This window comes from Pseudomonas sp. EU05-FHT14B02, from assembly GCF_058791055.1.
In genome coordinates this window covers 21,885-40,235 of the sequence record NZ_JBYTDD010000043.1, presented here as the reverse complement: position 1 = coordinate 40,235, position 18,351 = coordinate 21,885, and the positions used below count along the sequence as shown (strand labels likewise).

The following is an 18,351-nucleotide window of genomic DNA, read 5'->3' as shown; positions in this document are numbered from 1 at the left end:
GGGCCATCCGACTCAAATCGCCGAAATATCCGATCAGAAAGAAAAATGCCAGTCAGCTTAACTGACTGGCATTAGCCACGCAGGCCGGTTTTTCATGTCACGTCAGAATCAGCGCAGTGACGGACCGTTAAAACCCATCCACATTGCCAAATGCTCAGCCACGCTGGCGCCGAGCTTTTTCGAAAAGCGATCGAATGGCGATTCCTGAACGGTGAAGTCCACCAGTTCTTTCTCACCGATCACATCCCGCGCAACCGAACTGGCATTACCCAGCCCATCGATCAACCCCAATGGCAGTGCCTGCTCGCCGGACCAGACCAGGCCAGAGAACAGCTCCGGATGCTCCTTGTCTTTCAGGCGGTCGCCACGACCCTGCTTGACGCTATTGATGAACTGCTTGTGGGTCGTATCGAGCACGCCCTGCCAGAAGGCGGTTTCTTCCGGCTTCTGTGGCTGGAACGGATCGAGGAACGACTTGTGCTCGCCAGAGGCGTAGGTACGACGCTCGACACCCAGCTTCTCCATGGTGCCGACAAAGCCATAACCGGCTGCCGTCACACCGATGGAGCCGACCAGGCTCGCCTTGTCGGCGTAGATCTGATCCGCCGCACTGGCGATGTAGTAAGCGCCGGAAGCCCCCAGATCGGAAATGACCGCATAGAGCTTGATGTCCGGGTGCAGACCGCGCAGACGACGGATCTCGTCATAGACATAACCCGACTGCACCGGACTGCCGCCAGGGCTGTTGATGCGCAGGATGACGCCCTTGACTTTCTTGTCCTCAAAAGCCGCACGCAAGCTGCCAACGATATTGTCTGCACTGGCCGACTCCTTGTCGGCAATCACGCCTCTTACATCGATCAGCGCCGTGTAATTGGCACCAAGAGTGCCGGCCTTTTCCATATCCATCAGAGGCGAAAACAGGACAATGGCGCCTAAGAGATACACAAAAATCAGAAACTTGAAGAATATCCCCCAGCGTCGGGACCGGCGCTGCTCCTGTATCCCGGCCAGCAGGGTCTTTTCCAGCAGTTTCCAGCTTTTGTCGTCACTGCTCTCTGCGCTTGCCTTGGCGGGCGCCTTCCATTCGTCGGTCATGCCATCCACCCCAAAAACAACCGGTTAAGCCCACTGATTCAGCCAGGCATGCAATTCTGAAAAACGGTCGATGGCCAGTCGCGGCTCATACAACTTCAACGCATCGATCGATTGAGCGCCATAACCGACGGCCACCGAACCCATGCCGGCGTTGCGCGCCATCTGCAAATCAAAGGACGAATCACCCACCATCAACGCCTGTTCCGGGCCAACCTCGCAATGGGCGAGAATTTGCTCAAGCATCAGCGGATGGGGCTTGCTGGCGGTTTCGTCGGCAGCGCGAGTGATATCGAAGTAATTCTCCCAGCCATGGGACTTCAACACTCGATCCAGCCCGCGACGGGCCTTGCCGGTCGCCACAGCCAGATGATAGCCCTCGGCACGAAAAGCCTCGAGCGACTCGACCACACCCTCGAACAGCGGCGAAGGCACAGCCTCCGACGCGATGTAATGCTCAGCGTAGTGCTCGCGGAACGCGATCAGCTCGGCGTCGCCGATTTCGGGGTACAGGGTGCGGATCGCTTCCGGCAAACCCAGACCGATGATGCCCTTGACAGCCAGATCATCGCGCAGCTCAAAACCGGAACGCTGCGAGGCAACGTGCATCGCTTCGACAATCCGACCAATGGAATCGGCCAGAGTGCCGTCCCAATCAAAGATCAGCAGCTTGTAATCAGATGGGCGCACTCAATCGCTCCACGGTTTTGGCCCACATCTCGTCGACCGGCGCTTGCAGCTTCAGCTCACCACCATCGGGGAGCGGCACCGTCAGCATGTAGGCGTGCAGGAACAGGCGTTTGCCGCCCAGATCGCGGATTTCCTTACTGAAGCCTTCATCGCCATACTTGGTGTCGCCAGCGATGCAATGCCCGGCGTGCAAGGTATGGACGCGGATCTGGTGAGTCCGGCCGGTAATCGGCTTGGCTTCGATCAGGGTGGCAAAGTCGCCGAAGCGGCGCAGGACCTTGAACACGGTCACGGACTCCTTCCCCTCCTCCTCGTCGACCTCGACCATGCGCTCGCCGGAGCGCAGATTGCTCTTGCCCAGCGCCGCACGGACTTGTTTGATCGAGCTTGCCCAGTTACCGCGGACCAGCGCCATATAGCGCTTGTCGACGCCATCACCGCGCAATGCGGTGTGCAAGTGGCGCAACATGCTGCGCTTCTTGGCGATCATCAACAGGCCGGACGTATCACGATCGAGACGGTGAACCAGTTCGAGCTCTTTGCAATCGGGGCGCAACTGACGAAAGGCTTCGATCACCCCGAAAGTCAGGCCGCTGCCACCATGAACAGCAATGCCCGCGGGCTTGTTGATCACGATCAGCGCCTTGTCTTCGAAGACAATCGAGGCCTCAAGCCGCTGCAACAGGCCTTGTGCCAGCGGCACCGGTTCGTCGCGCTCAGGCACGCGAACCGGCGGCACGCGCACGATATCGCCCGCCTGCAGCTTGTACTCTGGCTTGATCCGACCTTTGTTCACGCGCACTTCGCCCTTGCGCAAAATGCGGTAAATCAAGGTCTTGGGCACGCCTTTGAGTCGGGCGAGAAGGAAATTATCGATGCGTTGGCCGGCATATTCCGGCGAGACCTCAAGCAGTTGTACGCCTGGAGTCGGGGGGGTAGTCGTCGTCATGGCGCGGATGATAACAATTTTTTATGGAATTGAAGCACTTAATCATTGCTGCTATAGTCGCGAACGCCGCCAAAAGCGGCCTGGACAGCGGACCAACGGTCAAAAACCGGCCCTGACCAACGCAATTCACCAGGACGCGAGGCCGTCCTACGGGGCTTTCGCTACGTAACGGTGGAGTTTGCAGGTGTAACGAGCGCAGGTGACATGAGGCCTGAATCACGCCACAAAGCAGAGTTTTCCACTCGTTTTGCGAGCCATATTCACGGCCAGTTCACAAAGTGCAGTCAGCTGCGAATGACCCCGAGCGAAGGCAACGGAAACAACGCCTAAATTAGCCATGATGCGTGACCTCCCCTTTCGGAGCTCACGGTAAATGCCAACCCGCTGCGGATTCTGCGCGCGGCAGCACCCGAATTATCAGGGATACGTGTAGGGTGGAGATGCACAACCGCCGGACTGTGTAGCAACAGGCTTTCTCAAGACGCTTCATCTCGTCCACAGCCGCTGGTTGATTCCTCCTCCTGACTGAGTGCTTAAGTAGCCACAGCAAGCAGGACGCGTACGTCGCGACGAAGGCCCACATTGGCCGGACTTCGCTGGACACGGGAAATGGCCAACCACTCCCGACGCACCTGACACCGACCGTGAGAAGTCGTGTGTGCCGAACGCCGTTTCCGGCAGCCCGGAAACCGACGGTACTACATGAAAAGAATGCTGATTAACGCAACTCAACCCGAAGAGTTGCGTGTTGCACTGGTAGATGGCCAGCGCCTCTACGACCTGGACATCGAATCCGGTGCACGCGAGCAGAAGAAGGCCAACATCTATAAAGGCCGGATTACTCGCATCGAACCAAGCCTCGAGGCTGCCTTTGTCGATTTCGGCTCTGAGCGCCACGGCTTCCTGCCCCTCAAAGAAATCTCCCGCGAATACTTCAAGAAAGCCCCGGAAGGTCGCGTCAACATCAAGGACGTCCTGAGCGAAGGCCAGGAAGTCATCGTTCAGGTCGAAAAAGAAGAACGTGGCAACAAGGGCGCAGCCCTGACCACCTTCATCAGCCTGGCCGGTCGTTACCTGGTGCTGATGCCGAACAACCCGCGTGCCGGCGGTATCTCCCGTCGCATCGAAGGCGAAGAGCGCAACGAACTGCGTGAAGCCCTGAACGGTCTGGTTGCCCCGGCCGACATGGGCCTGATCGTGCGCACTGCAGGCCTTGGCCGCAGCAGCGAAGAAATGCAGTGGGACCTCGACTACCTGCTGCAACTGTGGACCGCCATCAAGGAAGCTTCGCTGGACCGCGCCGCGCCATTCCTGATCTACCAGGAAAGCAACGTGATCATCCGCGCGATCCGCGACTACCTGCGCCAGGACATCGGCGAAGTGCTGATCGACAGCGTTGAAGCCCAGGACGAAGCCCTGACCTTCATCCGCCAGGTAATGCCGCAGTACGCCAGCAAGATCAAACTGTACGAAGACAGCGTTCCGCTGTTCAACCGTTTCCAGATCGAAAGCCAGATCGAAACCGCTTTCCAGCGCGTTGTCGAACTGCCTTCCGGCGGCTCCATCGTTATCGATCCGACCGAAGCCCTGGTGTCCATCGACATCAACTCGGCGCGCGCCACCAAAGGCAGCGACATCGAAGAAACCGCACTGCAAACCAACCTTGAAGCGGCCGAGGAAATCGCCCGTCAGTTGCGCCTGCGCGACATCGGCGGCCTGATCGTCATCGACTTCATCGACATGACCCCTGCCAAGAACCAGCGCGCCGTGGAAGAAAAAGTCCGCGAATGCCTGGAAGCCGACCGCGCCCGCGTGCAAGTCGGTCGCATTTCGCGCTTCGGCCTGCTGGAAATGTCCCGTCAGCGCCTGCGTCCATCCCTGGGTGAAAGCAGCGGCATCGTCTGCCCGCGTTGCAACGGCACCGGCATCATCCGTGACGTTGAATCGCTGTCCCTGGCGATCCTGCGCCTGATCGAAGAAGAAGCCCTGAAAGACCGTACCGCCGAAGTTCGTGCACAAGTGCCGATCCCGGTGGCGGCGTTCCTGCTCAATGAAAAACGCAACTCGATCACCAAGATCGAACTGCGCACCCGTGCCCGCATCGTCATCCTGCCGAACGATCACCTCGAAACACCGCACTTCGAAGTACAGCGCCTGCGTGACGACAGCCCGGAAGCCGCGACCAACCAGTCCAGCTACGAAATCGCCGCTGCCGCTGCCGAAGTCGAAGAAGTCCAGCCAGCCGCTGCGACCCGCACTCTGGTTCGCCAGGAAGCTGCGGTCAAAACGGCCCCGGCCCGCGCCAACGCTCCTGTGCCGACCGAAGTGACCGCTCCAGCCCCTGCCCCGGCCGCCGTACCGGAGCCAAGCCTGTTCAAAGGCCTGGTGAAGTCGCTGGTGAGCCTGTTCGCCACCAAGGAAGAGCCTGCCGCACCGGTTGTGGTTGAAAAACCTGCCCCCGAGCGTCCGGCCCGCAACGAAGAGCGTCGCAACGGTCGCCAGCAGAGCCGCAACCGTAACGGTCGCCGCGATGAAGAGCGCAAGCCTCGCGAAGAGCGTGCACCGCGTGAAGAACGCGCACCACGTGAACCGCGTGAAGAGCGTCAGCCGCGGGAAGTGCGTGAACCTCGCGAAACCCGCGAAGAGACGCCAGCGGTAGCCCGCGAAGAACGCGCACCACGCGCGCCTCGTGAAGAGCGTGCACCGCGCGCTCCGCGTGAAGATCGCAAGCCACGTGGCGAGCGTGAAGAACGCGTTCGTGAATTGCGCGAGCCTCTGGATGCCGCTCCAGCTGCTCCGGCCGCCGCTGCTATCGCTACGGCTGCTACCGCTGAAGAACGCCCGGCTCGTCAGCCACGTGAAGAACGCGCGCCACGCCCACCGCGTGAAGAACGTCAGCCACGTGCCGAACAAGCTGCCGCAGCCGCAACTGAAGAAGAACTGACCACCAGCGAAGAACAACTGTCGGAAGACGGTCAGGAAAGCGCCGAAGGTGATCGTCCACGCCGCCGCTCCCGTGGTCAGCGTCGTCGCAGCAACCGTCGCGAGCGTCAGCGTGACGCCAACGGCAACGTGATCGAAGGTTCGGAAGAGTCCGAGTCCGGCGAAAACGCTGAAGCGCCAAGCACTGCCGATCTGGCCGCCGGACTGGCTGTCACCGCAGCTGTTGCCAGCAGCGTGATCAGCGCTCCAGCAGAAGCTGAAGCCAATGTGCAAGCCGAACGCGCCACTGCCGCGACCCTGGAAGCAGCTCCGGTTGAAGCGCCAGTCGTTGAAGCGACCACACCGGTCGAAGTCACCGCCTCGCCGGAAATCGAAGTGGCGCCAGCGCCAGAAGCTCAGCCTGCTGTTGAAGCGGCTGCCGAGCCAGCACCAGTGGTAGAAGCACCTGCCCAGGCTGCGGAAGCGGTTGTTGAAACCGTCACTGACACCGTGCGAGAAGTTCGCGAAGAGCAAACCGCATTCAACTGGGTTGCCGAGCCAGCCGTCGCTGAAGCCGCTGCACCTGCCGCTGAAACCCAAGTGGCTGAAGCCATGGTTTCCGAGCCGGTGGTTGCTGCCGCGGAACCGGCTCCAGCACCGGTGGTTGAAGCACCGGTCGTTGCCCAGGCACCTGCTCCGGTAGTCGAAGCCGCTCCTGCCAGCGCCTTGACGCCAAGTGGCCGTGCGCCTAACGACCCGCGTGAAGTGCGTCGTCGCAAGCGTGAAGCCGAGCGTCTGCAGAAGGAAGCTGAACTGGCTGCCGCTGCGGCTCCAGCTGAAGCGGTTGTCGCTGCCGAGCCTGCACCGGTTGTTACTGAAGTGGTTGAGGCAGCTCCTGCCCCGGCTGCCGAAGTGGCTGCCGAGCCGGTTGAGTCGGTGATCCACGAAGCACCGCGCTCCGTTCAGGAAGCGGTAGAGCAACACGAGCAAGCCCAGGAAAAAGAACACGAGCCTAAACCGCTCGTCTGATTCCATCCGTCACTAAAAAGCCCCGCCTGGTGATCCCAGGCGGGGCTTTTTCATGTCTCGTGCAATCACACGGTTCCTTGTGGGATCCCCTCTGGAACTACTTGAAGATCAATGCCTGCGGCACATCCACATCCCACACCACACCAGGATCATCCACGCTCACTTCAACCACCCGCCCTTGGGCGAACAGCGGCTTGGCGCCGCGATCCCCCGATAGCGCCATCAACCCCGCCGCGAAGTCCCGTCCGAAACCGACCGGATGCCCGTACCCGCCGTCCTGCACGGGTACGCTAATACTGTCATCACCAATCCCCGCCACCACTTGCTCGATACTCGATGGCAGGATGAACGGCATATCCCCCAGCACCATCAGCCAGCCATCGAGTTGCTTGCAGGCAGCGACTCCCGCGGCAATGCTGTCGCCCATTCCCGTCGATTCGATCAGCGCAATCTCGCAGCCATAGGCCTGAGCCATGCGAATCACTTGCGGGCGGTCAGCAGTGGTCACCAGCACGCGCTTGTCCAGCGTCGTCGGCAGGTTGACCAATGTGTGCTCGATGACGGACCGCACCACACCGTCACGCCCGGTGCAATCGGCTACCAATTTATCCTTTTCGGCACCCGCCACCTGACGAAACCGGCTGCCCTGCCCCGCTGCCAACACGATAACGCCGATGGATTTGCTCATACGCTCTCCCGCAGGACTTTCTTCTGTTTCAGTTCGATGCCGTTCTTTACCGCCACGATTTCCGCCATGAGCGACAAGGCAATTTCCGCTGGATTATGACTGCCGATGTGCAAACCGATCGGACCATGCAAGCGGTCAATCGCCGATTGCGACAAACCCAGTTGAGCCAGGTTTTCCCGACGCTTCTGGCTGTTGACCCGCGATCCCAGCGCTCCGACGTAAAAAGCACTGGAATCCAGGGCCGTGAGCAGCGCCATGTCATCCAGACGGGGATCATGGGTCAAGGCCACGATAGCCGTGCGTTCATCGGTCTGGATATTCAATACCGCCTCATCCGGCATGCCCGAAACGAATCGTCCGTGTTGTTCCTCCCAGCCGTAGACGAACTCGCTACGCGGGTCGCAAATCAGCACCTCGAAATCCAGCAGTCGGGCCATTTCCGCCACATAGCGCGACAGCTGCCCCGCGCCGATCAGCAGCAAGCGCCAGCGCGGGCCATGGATCACCCGCAGGGTCTGCCCGTCGAACGTCAACACGTCAGTTTTACTGGCCGGCTGCAAAAGTACTTCGCCGGTGGTCAGGTTCAGTTCACGCGCAACGATTTCATGGGCCTCGCAACGGGCGAGCAATTGCTCGACCCAACCACCGTCGTCGATACGCTCCTCGGTCAAGCGCAAGGTGCCACCACAGGGCAAGCCGAAACGCGCGGCTTCCTCGCGGGTCACGCCGTAGGTGATCAATTGCACCGGCGGCCCGTCAAGTGCGAGGCGTCCGTCGTGCAGCCGGGCAATCAAATCATCTTCGACACACCCGCCCGAGACCGAACCAATCACCATGCCGTCTTCGCGCAAGGCCAGCATGGCACCCGGTGCCCGGGGCGCAGTGCCCCAGGTTTCGACCACGCTGTACAACACCACCCGCTGACCGGCGCGATGCCATTGCAACACGCTGCGCAGGACGTTCAGATCGGCGCTGTCCATCAGGCGCCGGCCTTCTGCCAACCCGACAGCTGATAACGAACCGGCAGATTGCGGATGCGTTTGCCGGTGGCGGCGAAGATCGCGTTGCACAGTGCCGGCGCAATCGGTGGCACGCCCGGTTCACCCACACCACCCAACGGGACATTACCCGGCGGCGTCACCAGATGCACCGCCACTTCTTTCGGCGCCAGGGACATGCGCGCCACTTCGTACATATGGAAGTTATCCTGCTGGACCTTGCCATCCTTGAAACTGATTTCCCCCAGCACCGCATTACCCAGGCCCATGACGCAGGCGCCTTCGAATTGCGCGCGAATCCGCTCGGGGTTGATCTGCGGACCGCAATCGACGGCGATGTCAGCCTTGTGCACCACCAGCGTACCGTCGTCCTTGACCTCCACCTCGATCACCGCCGCCACATAGGTCACGAAGCTGTAATGCACTGCCAGGCCCAGGCCACGTCCCTTGGGCAACTCACGCCCCCAACCGGCGGCTTTGGCGGCGGTCTCCAGTACCGTGCGCAGGCGCGCGGTATCGATCGGATAACGCTCGGGGGATTCGCCGTAGTTCCACTCTTCACTCAAGGTACGCGGATCGATCTGACGGTCCGGGCCGAGCAATCTGATCTGGTACTTCAGCGGATCCTGCCCGGCCTTGTGCGCCAGTTCATCGATAAAACTCTGGATCGCGAAACCATGGGGAATGTTCGACACCGAGCGATACCAACCTACCCGGGTATGCACCGTTGCCTCGGGGTTTTCCAGGCGAATGTTGGGGATCGCATATGCCATGTTGGTGAACCCCATGCCCAGTTCGAACGCCGCCTCATGGTTCATGCCCGGCGCAAACAACGCGGTAATGCTCGGTGCCACCGTACGGTGCAACCAGCCGGATGGCAGGCCATCCTTGTTCAGGCTGGCCTTGAGGTATTCGGCCGACACGGTGTGAAAATAGGAACAGTGGATGTCGTCTTCGCGGGTCCATTGCACCCGCACCGCTTTGCCGGGGAACTCCTTGGCGAGGATGGCGGCCTCGATGATGAAGTCAGGCTTGGACTTGCGCCCGAACCCGCCCCCGAGCAGGGTCACGTTGAACGTGACCTTGTCGAACGGCAGGCCCAGACGCTCACCGATCCGCTCCCGGGTGACCTGCGGCGCCTGGCTTGGCCCCCAGGCTTGGCACGCACCGTCCTTGAACCGCGCAATGGCGACCATCGGTTCCATCGGCGACTGTGACAAATGCGGCAAGTAGTAGGAGGCTTCCAGCGTGCTATCGGCGCTGGCCATGGCCTCATCGAGGTTGCCGGTTTTACGCACCACCTTGCCGGGCTTGAGCGAGGCGGCTTCGAGTTCCTTGCGATAGGCAATCGAGTCGTAGCTGGCGTTGGGGCCGTCGTCCCATTCGATTTTCAGTGCCTCACGGCCCTTTATCGCCGCCCAGGTATTGCTCGCCACCACGGCGATGCCGCCCAGGGGCTGGAACTCCGAAGGCAATGGACGGCTTTCGATCTGTACCACTTTGACCACGCCTGGGACTTTCATCGCCGCGCTGCCATCGAAGCTTTTTACCTTGCCGCCATATACCGTGGGCCGCGCGATGGTTGCGTACAGCATGCCGTCGAAGTGCACGTCGGCGCCGTACACCGCACGACCATTGACGATGTCCTCACCGTCGATGGCCTTGGTGCCTTCCTTACCGATATATCGAAATTCCGAAGGTTGCTTGAGTCTCAGGCTTTCTCGCGCTGGCACGGCCAACGCACCAGCGGCGGCGGCCAGCGCGCCATAGCCCAGTTCGCGGCCCGACGGTTTATGAATGACTTTATGAAGTTGCGCCTGGCACTCGCCGACTGACACTTTCCATTGGTCAGCGGCGGCTTGTTCCAGCATCGTGCGTGCGGCGGCACCGCAGCGACGCATCGGCTCGTACCAGTGACGCATACTGCGCGAGCCGTCGGTGTCCTGATTGCCGAAGCGCACTTCATCGCCGGGGGCCTGCTGTACCTTGACCATCGCCCAGTCGGCTTCCAGTTCATCGGCCACCACCATGGTCAAGCTGGTGCGCACGCCCTGGCCCATCTCCGAGCGGTTGCAGATAACGGTCACCGTGCCATCGGCGGCGATACTCACATAGACTTTCGGATCGTCGACCCAGCCGTGGGGCATGCCGTCGGCGCCGAACTTCTTCTCTTTCTCTTCGGCAAAGGCGTCTTGCCAGCCCCAACTCGCGGCGACCACCAGCGCACCGGTCGCCCCCACGCCCTTGAGAAAACCACGGCGACTGAGGTTGCTCAGGGCTAAATCATTCAGTAACCGGCTCATGCCTTGGCCTCCTTCAGGTGAGTGGAAGCCTGACGGATCGCGGTCTTGATACGGTTATAGGTGCCGCAGCGGCAGATGTTGCCGACCATGGCTTCTTCGATCTGCTCGTCGCTCGGGTTCGGATGGGTCTTGAGCAGTGCCGTCGCCGACATGATTTGCCCGCCCTGGCAGAAGCCGCATTGAGCCACTGCCGTGTCGAGCCAGGCTTGCTGCACGACTTTACCGATCGGATCGACGTGCAGGTTGTCGATGGTACTGACATTCTGCCCGACGACCGAGCCGATGGGCGTAATGCAACTGCGTGCCGGAGCTCCTTCGATATGAATGGTGCAGGCGCCGCACAGGCCCATGCCGCAGCCGAATTTGGTGCCGTTGTAACCTGCCACGTCGCGGATCGCCCAGAGCAGCGGCATGTCCTCGGTGACGTCGAGTTGATGGTCTTGACCATTGAGTTTCAGGGTAATCATGGGCACGCCCGCATAGGTCTTGAGTTATGGGGTCGAGCAATCTGCCGCTGGATCTCGGTGGGTCGCACGCAGATCGACTCAGGCTAATGGGCTCTCTTATGCTGACGCGAATCGTCTGCACCGGGCCTTTGGTGGAGCAAGAATGTGCATCGTTAGCTGACTAAGTTAACCGAGCATTAACAAAAAAGCCCTGCTCAACAAACATTGTGCAGGGCTTTTTGATCCGTCTTGAAAGCTTAGCTCAATACCGGTTCGGCTCCATTTCCAGATCGACATGGAAACGCTCGAGAATGTCTTTCTGGATGCGCTGCGCCAGGTTCAGCAGTTGCAGGCCCGTCGCGGCTCCATAGTTGACCAGCACCAGCGCCTGCAATTTATGCACGCCAGCATCGGCTTCACGGAAACCTTTCCACCCTGCCCGCTCGATCAGCCAACCGGCGGCCAGTTTCATCTGCCCGTCGGGTTGCGCATAGGCCACCAGGTCCGGGTATTCGCCCTTGAGCCGTGCAGCCAGCGCCGACGACACCAAAGGGTTCTTGAAAAAGCTGCCGGCATTGCCGAGTACGGCCGGGTCCGGGAGTTTTTCGTTGCGGATGCTGCAAATGGCCTGGCTGACATCGCTGGCGGTCGGATGCTCGATGCCTTGTTCGGTCAGGCGCTGGCGCACCGGGCCGTACTCCAGGTGCAGATGCGCGGCTCGGTCGAGGGCGAAACGCACACGCAGGATCAACCAACGCCCCGGCTCCTGCTTGAACAGGCTGTCGCGGTAGGCGAAGTTGCACTCTTGCAGGGTAAAGTCGCGCAGTTCGCCGGTCTGGCGATCGAGGGCGGTCAGGCCGGCGAACACATCCTTGATCTCGACGCCATAAGCGCCAATGTTCTGCATCGGTGCCGCACCGACAGTGCCGGGAATCAGGCTGAGATTTTCCAGGCCGGACAGCCCCAGGGACAGTGTGTGTTGCACAAATGGATGCCAGGGCTCGCCTGCCTCGGCCTCGATCACCACTTTGTCGCCCTCATCGCTCAGCACGCGAATCCCGCGCGTGGCCATGCGCAGAACCAGTGATTCGATATCCGCCGTCAGCAACAGGTTGCTGCCGCCGCCGATCACCAGCACCGGGACCTTGTGCTCCAGCCCATAGGCCAGAGCTTCGCGCACATCGGCGTCGCTATGGGCCTCGGCAAACAGCCGGGCCTGGACATCCACGCCAAAGCTGTTGAACGGCTTGAGCGAAACCTGTGATTGAACCTGCAAACTCATAACCGTCCCTTCAATTCGATCAGCAGCAAATCACTGGCGTGCTCGATCAGGTCCAGCACCTGCTCGAAGCCTTGTTCGCCGTCGTAGTACGGGTCCGGCACTTCATCGACTGGCGACTGGTAGCGACGCAGGAACAGGTCCAATTCGGCCTTGCCCTTGGCCGGCTGCAAGGCCTTGAGGTTGCGCAGGTTGCTGTTGTCCATCGCCAGGATCAGGTCGTAGGTGGCGAAATCGGCACGACTGACTTGCCGGGCGCGCTGGGCGGACAAGTCATAACCGCGCAGCTTCGCCGCGGCCTGACTGCGCTTGTCCGGCGCCTTGCCGACATGCCAGTCACCGGTGCCGGCGGAAGCGACTTCGACCTGATCGGCCAGCCCTGCTTCACGCAACTTATGCCGCAGCACGCCTTCGGCCGTGGGCGAGCGACAGATGTTGCCCAGGCAGACAAACAGAACCCGCATCACGCCTCCAGCAGGCGACGAACGCGCTCAAGGTCTTCAATGGTGTCGACACCGGGCGGCGGCGCGATCAATGCATCGGCGACGTGAATTCGTACGCCGTGCCACAGCGCACGCAGTTGTTCCAGGCACTCGGTGTTTTCCAGCCAGCATGGACCCCAGCTGACGAAATCCTGCAGGAATCCGGCGCGATAGGCATAAATGCCGATATGGCGGCGGTACGGCACACCTTCGGGCAACTGCTCACGGTTCACGGCGAAGGCATCCCGCGCCCAGGGCAAGGTAGAGCGGCTGAACGTCAGCGCCAGGCCATTGAGGTCGCTGACGACCTTGACCACATTGGGATTGAACAGGGTGTCCACGTCTTCGATCGGCTCGGCGAGCGTGGCCATGCGCGCTTCGGCGTGGGCTGCCAGGTTGGCGGCCACCTGATCGATCACGTTCGGCGGGATCAGCGGTTCGTCGCCCTGGACGTTGACCACGATAGCGTCGGGCGCCAGGCCCAGCTTCATCGCGACTTCGGCCAGGCGATCGGTGCCGGAGTTGTGATCTTCGCGGGTCAACACCACTTCGGCGCCAAAGCCATTGCAGGCCTCGACGATGCGCGCGTCGTCGGTGGCCACCACTACCCGCTCGGCGCTGCTTTTACTCGCCTGTTCCCAGACGTGCTGGATCATCGGCTTGCCGGCGATCAGCAGCAGCGGCTTGCCGGGTAGGCGTGTGGAGGCGTAACGCGATGGAATGACGACGGTAAAGGCTGTGGTCATTTATCCAGGCGCTCGTCGGTGGTCAGGGTGCGCGCTTCGGATTCGAGCATCACCGGGATGCCGTCGCGAATCGGGTAGGCCAGGCCTGCACCCTTGCTGATCAGCTCGGTCTTGTCGGCGCTGAGCTTGAGCGGGCCTTTGCAGACCGGGCAAGCAAGGATATCGAGCAATTTGGTGTCCATGAGCATTCCCTGGAAAAAACGGAGTTAAGGCAACAAACGAGCCGGCAGCAGGCGCATCAACTGCGTGTCGAACCAGGCCACGAAGGCCAGCGACGGCACAGCATCGACCGCCAGGTACCACCAGTCGGCGGCGGCAAAGGCACGGCATTTCACCGCGTCCTTTTCCGTCATCACCAACGGCAATGACGGCGTGAAATTCAACGCCTCCACGCTGTATTCAGCGTGGTCGGCAAACGCGTGTGGAACCGGCTGCCAGTGTAGCGTTTCGAGGGTCTTGAAGAAACGTTGTGGATTGCCGATGCCGGCCACCGCGTGCACGGCCTGGCCTGCGCCAAAATGGTCGAGGGGACGCCGTTCGCCGCTGCGCAGGTTGACCAGCGCGGTGGGTTGCAACTGGAAGGCATAGCCGTCATCGCGGTCGGTCACGGCACCGTTGTAGAGGACCGCGTCGACGCTTTGCAGGCGCTCGACCGGCTCACGCAATGGCCCGGCAGGCAGGCAACGGCGATTGCCCAGGCCACGGGCGGCGTCGATCAGCACCAGTTCCAGGTCACGGGCCATGCGGTAGTGCTGCATGCCGTCGTCGGACAGGATCAGGTCCAGCGGCTCACTGGCCAACAAGGCTTTGACAGCGTTGCTGCGATTGGGGTCGATCATCAGCGGTACGCCCGTGCGCTGGACTATCAGCAACGGCTCGTCACCGGCGACCTCGGCGCCTTGCTCGGCCTCGACTCGCCATGGCAGTTGCGGCGGTTTGGCGCCGTAGCCGCGGCTGACCACGCCGACCCGCAGGCCACTGCGCTGGCAATGCTCGATCATCCACAGAATCAGCGGTGTCTTGCCGGTGCCACCCACGGTGATGTTGCCCACCACGATCAACGGCACCGGTGGCTGATAGATCTCGCCCTCACCGGCCAGAAAGCGCTTGCGCTTGTTCATGACCACGCGCCGGTACAGCCACTCCAGTGGCTGCAACAGTTTCAGGGCCGGATGACTTGCGTACCACGCGGCGAGCAATCGATCGGACATGGCCATCAGGGCGCCGGGGGCGCAGCCTCGATGGTGGTCATGCGCAAATGGCTGAAGCCGAGTTTGCCGGCCGCATCCATGGCGATCACCACGGACTGATGCTGTGTCTTGCCGTCAGCGCTGATGGACAGCGGTCGGTTGGTATCGCCATTGGCTGCTTTTTGCAGCGCGTCCATCAGCGACGCCAGGTCGCTTTTCGGCAGGATCTGGTTGTTCACCGAGAACACGCCGTCGGCACTGATGGCGATGTCCAGAGGCTTGTTCTGATCGTCGGCCGGCGCGCCGCTGACCGCTTCCGGCAGATCGACCCGCAGCTGGGTTTCACGGGTGAAGGTGGTGGTCACGACAAAAAACAGCAGCAGGATGAACACCACGTCGATCAGCGACGCGAGGTTGATGTCCACCGTTTCCCGTGGTTTGCGGCGGAATTTCACGCTTTGCTCCCGGCCAGGTCCACGTCGCGGTCGCCCTGCACTACCTCGACCAGTTTGATCGCTTCCTGCTCCATCCCTACCACCAGTTCATCGATCCGACGTTGCAGGAATCGATGGAAGAATACCGCCGGGATACCAACCATCAAACCGGCAGCCGTGGTGATCAGGGCCTTGGAAATACCACCGGCAAGTACCGAGGCGTTGGTGGTCATGCCTGAGCCTGTGAACGCGCTGAAAATATCGATCATGCCCAGCACGGTACCGAGCAAACCCAGCAACGGGGCCATGGCAGCAATGGTGCCCAGGGCGTTGACGTAGCGTTCGAGCTCATGGATGACCCGTTGAGCGGCCTCTTCGATGCACTCCTTCATGATCTCGCGACCATGCTTGGAGTTGGCCAGGCCGGCCGCCAGGATCTCGCCCAAAGGCGAATTGGCGCGCAGTTCCTTGAGCTTTTCCTTATTGAGCTGTTTGTCCTTGATCCAGACCCATACCTGCCCGAGCAAGTGCTCCGGGGTCACGCGGCTGGCTCGCAGGGTCCACAGACGCTCGGCAACGATCGCCATGGCCGCGATGGAACTCAAAATGATCGGCAGCATCATCCAGCCGCCGGATTTGACCAATTCCCACACAGTGACAGCCCCCTCGAAAAAGTGCGCCACTCTAACATAGGGGGTGGACGCACCGAAGACCGTGATGTCGCATCCGGTCGGGCTTTGATAACGCTCGGTTATGGGTTCAAGGGCGGCGGATCGCGCCAGAAACGCCGTTCCTGGCGCAATGACCACGGCGGCTCGAAGCGTCCCAGTTGCAGACGAATGGCACCCTGTTCGACGCTGTCGTAGATCGCCATTCCACGTTTTTGATAACGCGCGATGACCGTGGGATGCGGATGGCCAAACGAATTGCCCTGCCCGCGGGAGATCAGCGCACCTTTGGGTTGCAGAACATCCAACAGGGCATTGGAGGACGAGCTGCGACTGCCGTGGTGTGGCGCCTGCAGCCAATCGGTGGGCCGGGCCAACGGACTGTCCAGCAGGGCTCTCTCGGCGGCGGCATCGATGTCGCCACTCAACAGCAGCCGTTCGCCATTGGCCTCGATCAGCAAGACACAGGAGTTTTGGTTGCTGTCGCCGGCCAATGGCCAGTGCCAGAGCTGGAAATCGACTTCATCCCAGGTCCATTGCCGACCGCTCTCACATCTCCCGGCCTGAAGTTGTGCAGGCAAGTCTGACGGTTCACCACTGACCACCTGTTTCACCGGCACCCCCCTGGCAATCGCCGGGGCACCGCCAGCATGATCGGCGTGGGCGTGGCTGATCAGCATCAGGTCTATGCCCTTCACCCCCAATTTGCGTAATGCCGGCAGCACCACCCTTTCCCCTTGGTCGAGTTCTCCGAAACGCGGTCCGGCGTCATACAGCAACGTGTGATGCCGAGTGCGCACCAGGATCGCCAGACCTTGACCGACATCCAGTTGCCAGACTTCAGCCATGCCCTCCTGCAACATCGGCCTGGGCGAAAAAACCAGCATCAACAACATGGGCCACCCTAACGGGCGCATCGGCAAGCCTCGCGGCAGCAAGAGCAAAAAGGCGCCAATAGCACCGATTGCCCAGGCCCATATCGGGACTGCCGCGGGCACCCACGCAGGAACCTGACCGGATACGAACCCCAATCCGCTGAACCAACCGTCAATCAGACCGCCCGCCAGCCACAGCAATTTCTCACCCACATAAGGCACCGGCAGCAACAGCGTCCCGAGCAACGCCGGTGGCAGTACCACCAGACTGATCCAGGGCACCGCAAACAAATTGGCCAGCGGCCCGCTCAGACTGATGGGCAACCCAAGTGCCAATAACAACGGGCATAGCCCGATTGCAATCAACCACTGGGCACGGGTCCAGGTCTGCCACCAACGCCACGGCCCCAAACGTCCGCCGAAGGTCAATATCAAGACTGCCACGGCCGCGAAAGACAGCCAGAAACCAGGCTGGAGACTCGCCAGCGGCGCCAGCAGCAAAATGCCGTTGAGTGCCAACAACAGTGGCCACCACGCGCCGAGATGACGGAACCGCAGACGCCACAACAACACCAGACCAATCATCAAGCAGGCCCGTCGCACCGGCACCTCGAAACCGGCCAGCATCCCGTAGCCGAGCGCAGCGGCGAATGCCAGGCCGCACGCCCAGGGCAACCATGGCAGACGGTTCGGCCATAACCCTAAGCGGGCCAGGCCGGCGATCAGCAGATACACGACGCCCGCCAGCAATCCGATGTGCTGCCCGGAAATCACCAACAGATGAACCGTGCCGGTGTCCTGCAATACCTGCCAGTCTTCGCGACTCAACCCGGCGCCGTCCCCGAGCACCAACGCCGTCAACGCGCCGTTTCGCCCTTGGGCATCCACCGCCAGCAAACGCTGACGGATTGCATCGCGCCAGGCCCATTGGGCTGGTGCAAGGCGTTCGCCCTGCTTGATCGTCCCGGTCGCCCCGATGCGTTGTGCCAGCAACCAGGCCTGGTAGTCGAAGGCCTGCGGATTGAGCAGCCCGACCGGACGCTTCAACTTGACTGCCAGGCGCCAGCGCTCGCCACTGTTCACCGGCGGCCCGCCATACCAGGCCAGACGCATTTGCTGCGGCAGTCGGGCCCGTCGGGACTGGACGTCGGTCAATTCGAAACGCACGACCCCGTCGTCATGCCGGGGCAAGCCCGTGACCCGCCCTTCGACCCAACGGGTTTCTCCGTCCAGCGCCGGCGGTAACCGGTCATCCAGCGCCCACTGCGCATTCGCGCAGGCCCAACTCAAGCCGAACAAGTAAAACGCCACCGGATAAGTCCTGAACGGCAGCAACATCAAACCCGCCAACGGCATCGCCAGCCATAACCAGACCGGCGGTAATGCCGGTAAAAAACGCAAGGTCAAAAGACCCAACGCCAGCGCCATCATCCCTGTGCGCATAAGCCCGTCCTTGAAAGTCCCCTTCAAGGCTTAGCCCGCTCGTCGCAAAGGCGCCGTCAATAATTGTCACAAAATCTGAATAGGCAGTTCATGGAATCCAGACATACTTGCCGC

General features: G+C 61.3%; 16 protein-coding genes. 1 reads left to right on the top strand and 15 read right to left on the bottom strand.

Annotated features, from left to right (window positions below):
• Window positions 1-108: 108 nt before the first annotated feature.
• The 3 genes from AC3WTM_RS28205 to rluC are packed head-to-tail and all read right to left on the bottom strand — an operon-like array spanning window position 109 to window position 2,734.
• Window positions 109-1,098, bottom strand: a complete 990-nt coding sequence (locus AC3WTM_RS28205) for a S49 family peptidase (protein ID WP_102669887.1) — start codon at window positions 1,096-1,098, stop codon at window positions 109-111.
• Between the two features lie 24 nt (window positions 1,099-1,122).
• Window positions 1,123-1,785: an HAD-IA family hydrolase gene (locus AC3WTM_RS28200; protein WP_102669888.1), complete on the bottom strand. Its 663-nt coding sequence runs from the start codon at window positions 1,783-1,785 to the stop codon at window positions 1,123-1,125.
• Window positions 1,772-2,734, bottom strand: coding sequence for a 23S rRNA pseudouridine(955/2504/2580) synthase RluC (rluC, locus tag AC3WTM_RS28195; protein ID WP_102669889.1), 963 nt, complete (start codon window positions 2,732-2,734; stop codon window positions 1,772-1,774). The genes AC3WTM_RS28200 and rluC overlap by 14 nt, the downstream gene beginning before the upstream one ends.
• A 702-nt stretch (window positions 2,735-3,436) precedes the next feature.
• Between rluC and rne the strand changes: the two genes are divergently transcribed.
• Complete coding sequence (gene rne / locus AC3WTM_RS28190; protein WP_102669891.1) at window positions 3,437-6,685, top strand: ribonuclease E; 3,249 nt, start codon at window positions 3,437-3,439, stop codon at window positions 6,683-6,685.
• Between the two features lie 97 nt (window positions 6,686-6,782).
• On the opposite strand, the gene AC3WTM_RS28185 is transcribed toward rne, so the two are convergent.
• From AC3WTM_RS28185 to AC3WTM_RS28130, 12 genes are all read right to left on the bottom strand, one after another.
• Window positions 6,783-7,373 carry a nucleotidyltransferase family protein gene (locus AC3WTM_RS28185; protein WP_102669892.1) on the bottom strand — a complete coding sequence of 197 codons (591 nt, stop codon included), beginning with the start codon at window positions 7,371-7,373 and terminating at the stop codon, window positions 6,783-6,785.
• Window positions 7,370-8,353, bottom strand: coding sequence for an XdhC family protein (locus tag AC3WTM_RS28180; protein WP_102669893.1), 984 nt, complete (start codon window positions 8,351-8,353; stop codon window positions 7,370-7,372). The genes AC3WTM_RS28185 and AC3WTM_RS28180 overlap by 4 nt, the downstream gene beginning before the upstream one ends.
• Window positions 8,353-10,674, bottom strand: a complete 2,322-nt coding sequence (locus AC3WTM_RS28175; RefSeq protein ID WP_102669894.1) for a xanthine dehydrogenase family protein molybdopterin-binding subunit — start codon at window positions 10,672-10,674, stop codon at window positions 8,353-8,355. The genes AC3WTM_RS28180 and AC3WTM_RS28175 overlap by 1 nt, the downstream gene beginning before the upstream one ends.
• Complete coding sequence (locus tag AC3WTM_RS28170; protein ID WP_102669895.1) at window positions 10,671-11,141, bottom strand: (2Fe-2S)-binding protein; 471 nt, start codon at window positions 11,139-11,141, stop codon at window positions 10,671-10,673. The genes AC3WTM_RS28175 and AC3WTM_RS28170 overlap by 4 nt, the downstream gene beginning before the upstream one ends.
• Window positions 11,142-11,382: 241 nt before the next feature.
• Window positions 11,383-12,402, bottom strand: coding sequence for a UDP-N-acetylmuramate dehydrogenase (murB, locus tag AC3WTM_RS28165; RefSeq protein WP_102669896.1), 1,020 nt, complete (start codon window positions 12,400-12,402; stop codon window positions 11,383-11,385).
• Entirely contained in the window at window positions 12,399-12,863 is a 465-nt protein-coding gene (locus AC3WTM_RS28160; RefSeq protein ID WP_102669897.1) for a low molecular weight protein-tyrosine-phosphatase, read from the bottom strand. Before AC3WTM_RS28160 ends, murB begins: the two co-directional genes overlap by 4 nt.
• A complete protein-coding gene (gene kdsB, locus AC3WTM_RS28155) occupies window positions 12,863-13,627 on the bottom strand; it encodes a 3-deoxy-manno-octulosonate cytidylyltransferase (protein ID WP_102669898.1) in 765 nt (254 codons plus the stop codon). Before kdsB ends, AC3WTM_RS28160 begins: the two co-directional genes overlap by 1 nt.
• Window positions 13,624-13,809 (bottom strand): Trm112 family protein, encoded by a 186-nt coding sequence (locus AC3WTM_RS28150; protein WP_003179363.1) that lies wholly within the window; start codon window positions 13,807-13,809, stop codon window positions 13,624-13,626. The genes kdsB and AC3WTM_RS28150 overlap by 4 nt, the downstream gene beginning before the upstream one ends.
• Window positions 13,810-13,833: 24 nt before the next feature.
• Window positions 13,834-14,844 (bottom strand): tetraacyldisaccharide 4'-kinase, encoded by a 1,011-nt coding sequence (gene lpxK / locus AC3WTM_RS28145; RefSeq protein ID WP_102669899.1) that lies wholly within the window; start codon window positions 14,842-14,844, stop codon window positions 13,834-13,836.
• Window positions 14,844-15,272, bottom strand: coding sequence for an ExbD/TolR family protein (locus AC3WTM_RS28140; protein ID WP_102669900.1), 429 nt, complete (start codon window positions 15,270-15,272; stop codon window positions 14,844-14,846). Before AC3WTM_RS28140 ends, lpxK begins: the two co-directional genes overlap by 1 nt.
• A complete protein-coding gene (locus AC3WTM_RS28135) occupies window positions 15,269-15,904 on the bottom strand; it encodes a MotA/TolQ/ExbB proton channel family protein (protein ID WP_057713700.1) in 636 nt (211 codons plus the stop codon). Before AC3WTM_RS28135 ends, AC3WTM_RS28140 begins: the two co-directional genes overlap by 4 nt.
• A gap of 98 nt (window positions 15,905-16,002) precedes the next feature.
• Window positions 16,003-18,237, bottom strand: coding sequence for a DNA internalization-related competence protein ComEC/Rec2 (locus AC3WTM_RS28130; RefSeq protein WP_102669901.1), 2,235 nt, complete (start codon window positions 18,235-18,237; stop codon window positions 16,003-16,005).
• Between the last annotated feature and the right edge of the window lie 114 nt (window positions 18,238-18,351).

Excerpts from the sequence above, each read along its gene's own strand:
- kdsB (WP_102669898.1), bottom strand. The coding sequence starts at position 13,627 with ATGACCACAGCCTTTACCGTCGTCATTCCATCGCGTTACGCCTCCACA.
- murB (WP_102669896.1), bottom strand. The coding sequence starts at position 12,402 with ATGAGTTTGCAGGTTCAATCACAGGTTTCGCTCAAGCCGTTCAACAGC.
- rne (WP_102669891.1), top strand. The coding sequence starts at position 3,437 with ATGAAAAGAATGCTGATTAACGCAACTCAACCCGAAGAGTTGCGTGTT.
- AC3WTM_RS28185 (WP_102669892.1), bottom strand. The coding sequence starts at position 7,373 with ATGAGCAAATCCATCGGCGTTATCGTGTTGGCAGCGGGGCAGGGCAGC.
- AC3WTM_RS28175 (WP_102669894.1), bottom strand. The coding sequence starts at position 10,674 with ATGAGCCGGTTACTGAATGATTTAGCCCTGAGCAACCTCAGTCGCCGT.
- AC3WTM_RS28180 (WP_102669893.1), bottom strand. The coding sequence starts at position 8,353 with ATGGACAGCGCCGATCTGAACGTCCTGCGCAGCGTGTTGCAATGGCAT.
- AC3WTM_RS28205 (WP_102669887.1), bottom strand. The coding sequence starts at position 1,098 with ATGACCGACGAATGGAAGGCGCCCGCCAAGGCAAGCGCAGAGAGCAGT.
- lpxK (WP_102669899.1), bottom strand. The coding sequence starts at position 14,844 with ATGGCCATGTCCGATCGATTGCTCGCCGCGTGGTACGCAAGTCATCCG.
- AC3WTM_RS28150 (WP_003179363.1), bottom strand. The coding sequence starts at position 13,809 with ATGGACACCAAATTGCTCGATATCCTTGCTTGCCCGGTCTGCAAAGGC.
- AC3WTM_RS28170 (WP_102669895.1), bottom strand. The coding sequence starts at position 11,141 with ATGATTACCCTGAAACTCAATGGTCAAGACCATCAACTCGACGTCACC.
- rluC (WP_102669889.1), bottom strand. The coding sequence starts at position 2,734 with ATGACGACGACTACCCCCCCGACTCCAGGCGTACAACTGCTTGAGGTC.
- AC3WTM_RS28130 (WP_102669901.1), bottom strand. The coding sequence starts at position 18,237 with ATGCGCACAGGGATGATGGCGCTGGCGTTGGGTCTTTTGACCTTGCGT.
- AC3WTM_RS28160 (WP_102669897.1), bottom strand. The coding sequence starts at position 12,863 with ATGCGGGTTCTGTTTGTCTGCCTGGGCAACATCTGTCGCTCGCCCACG.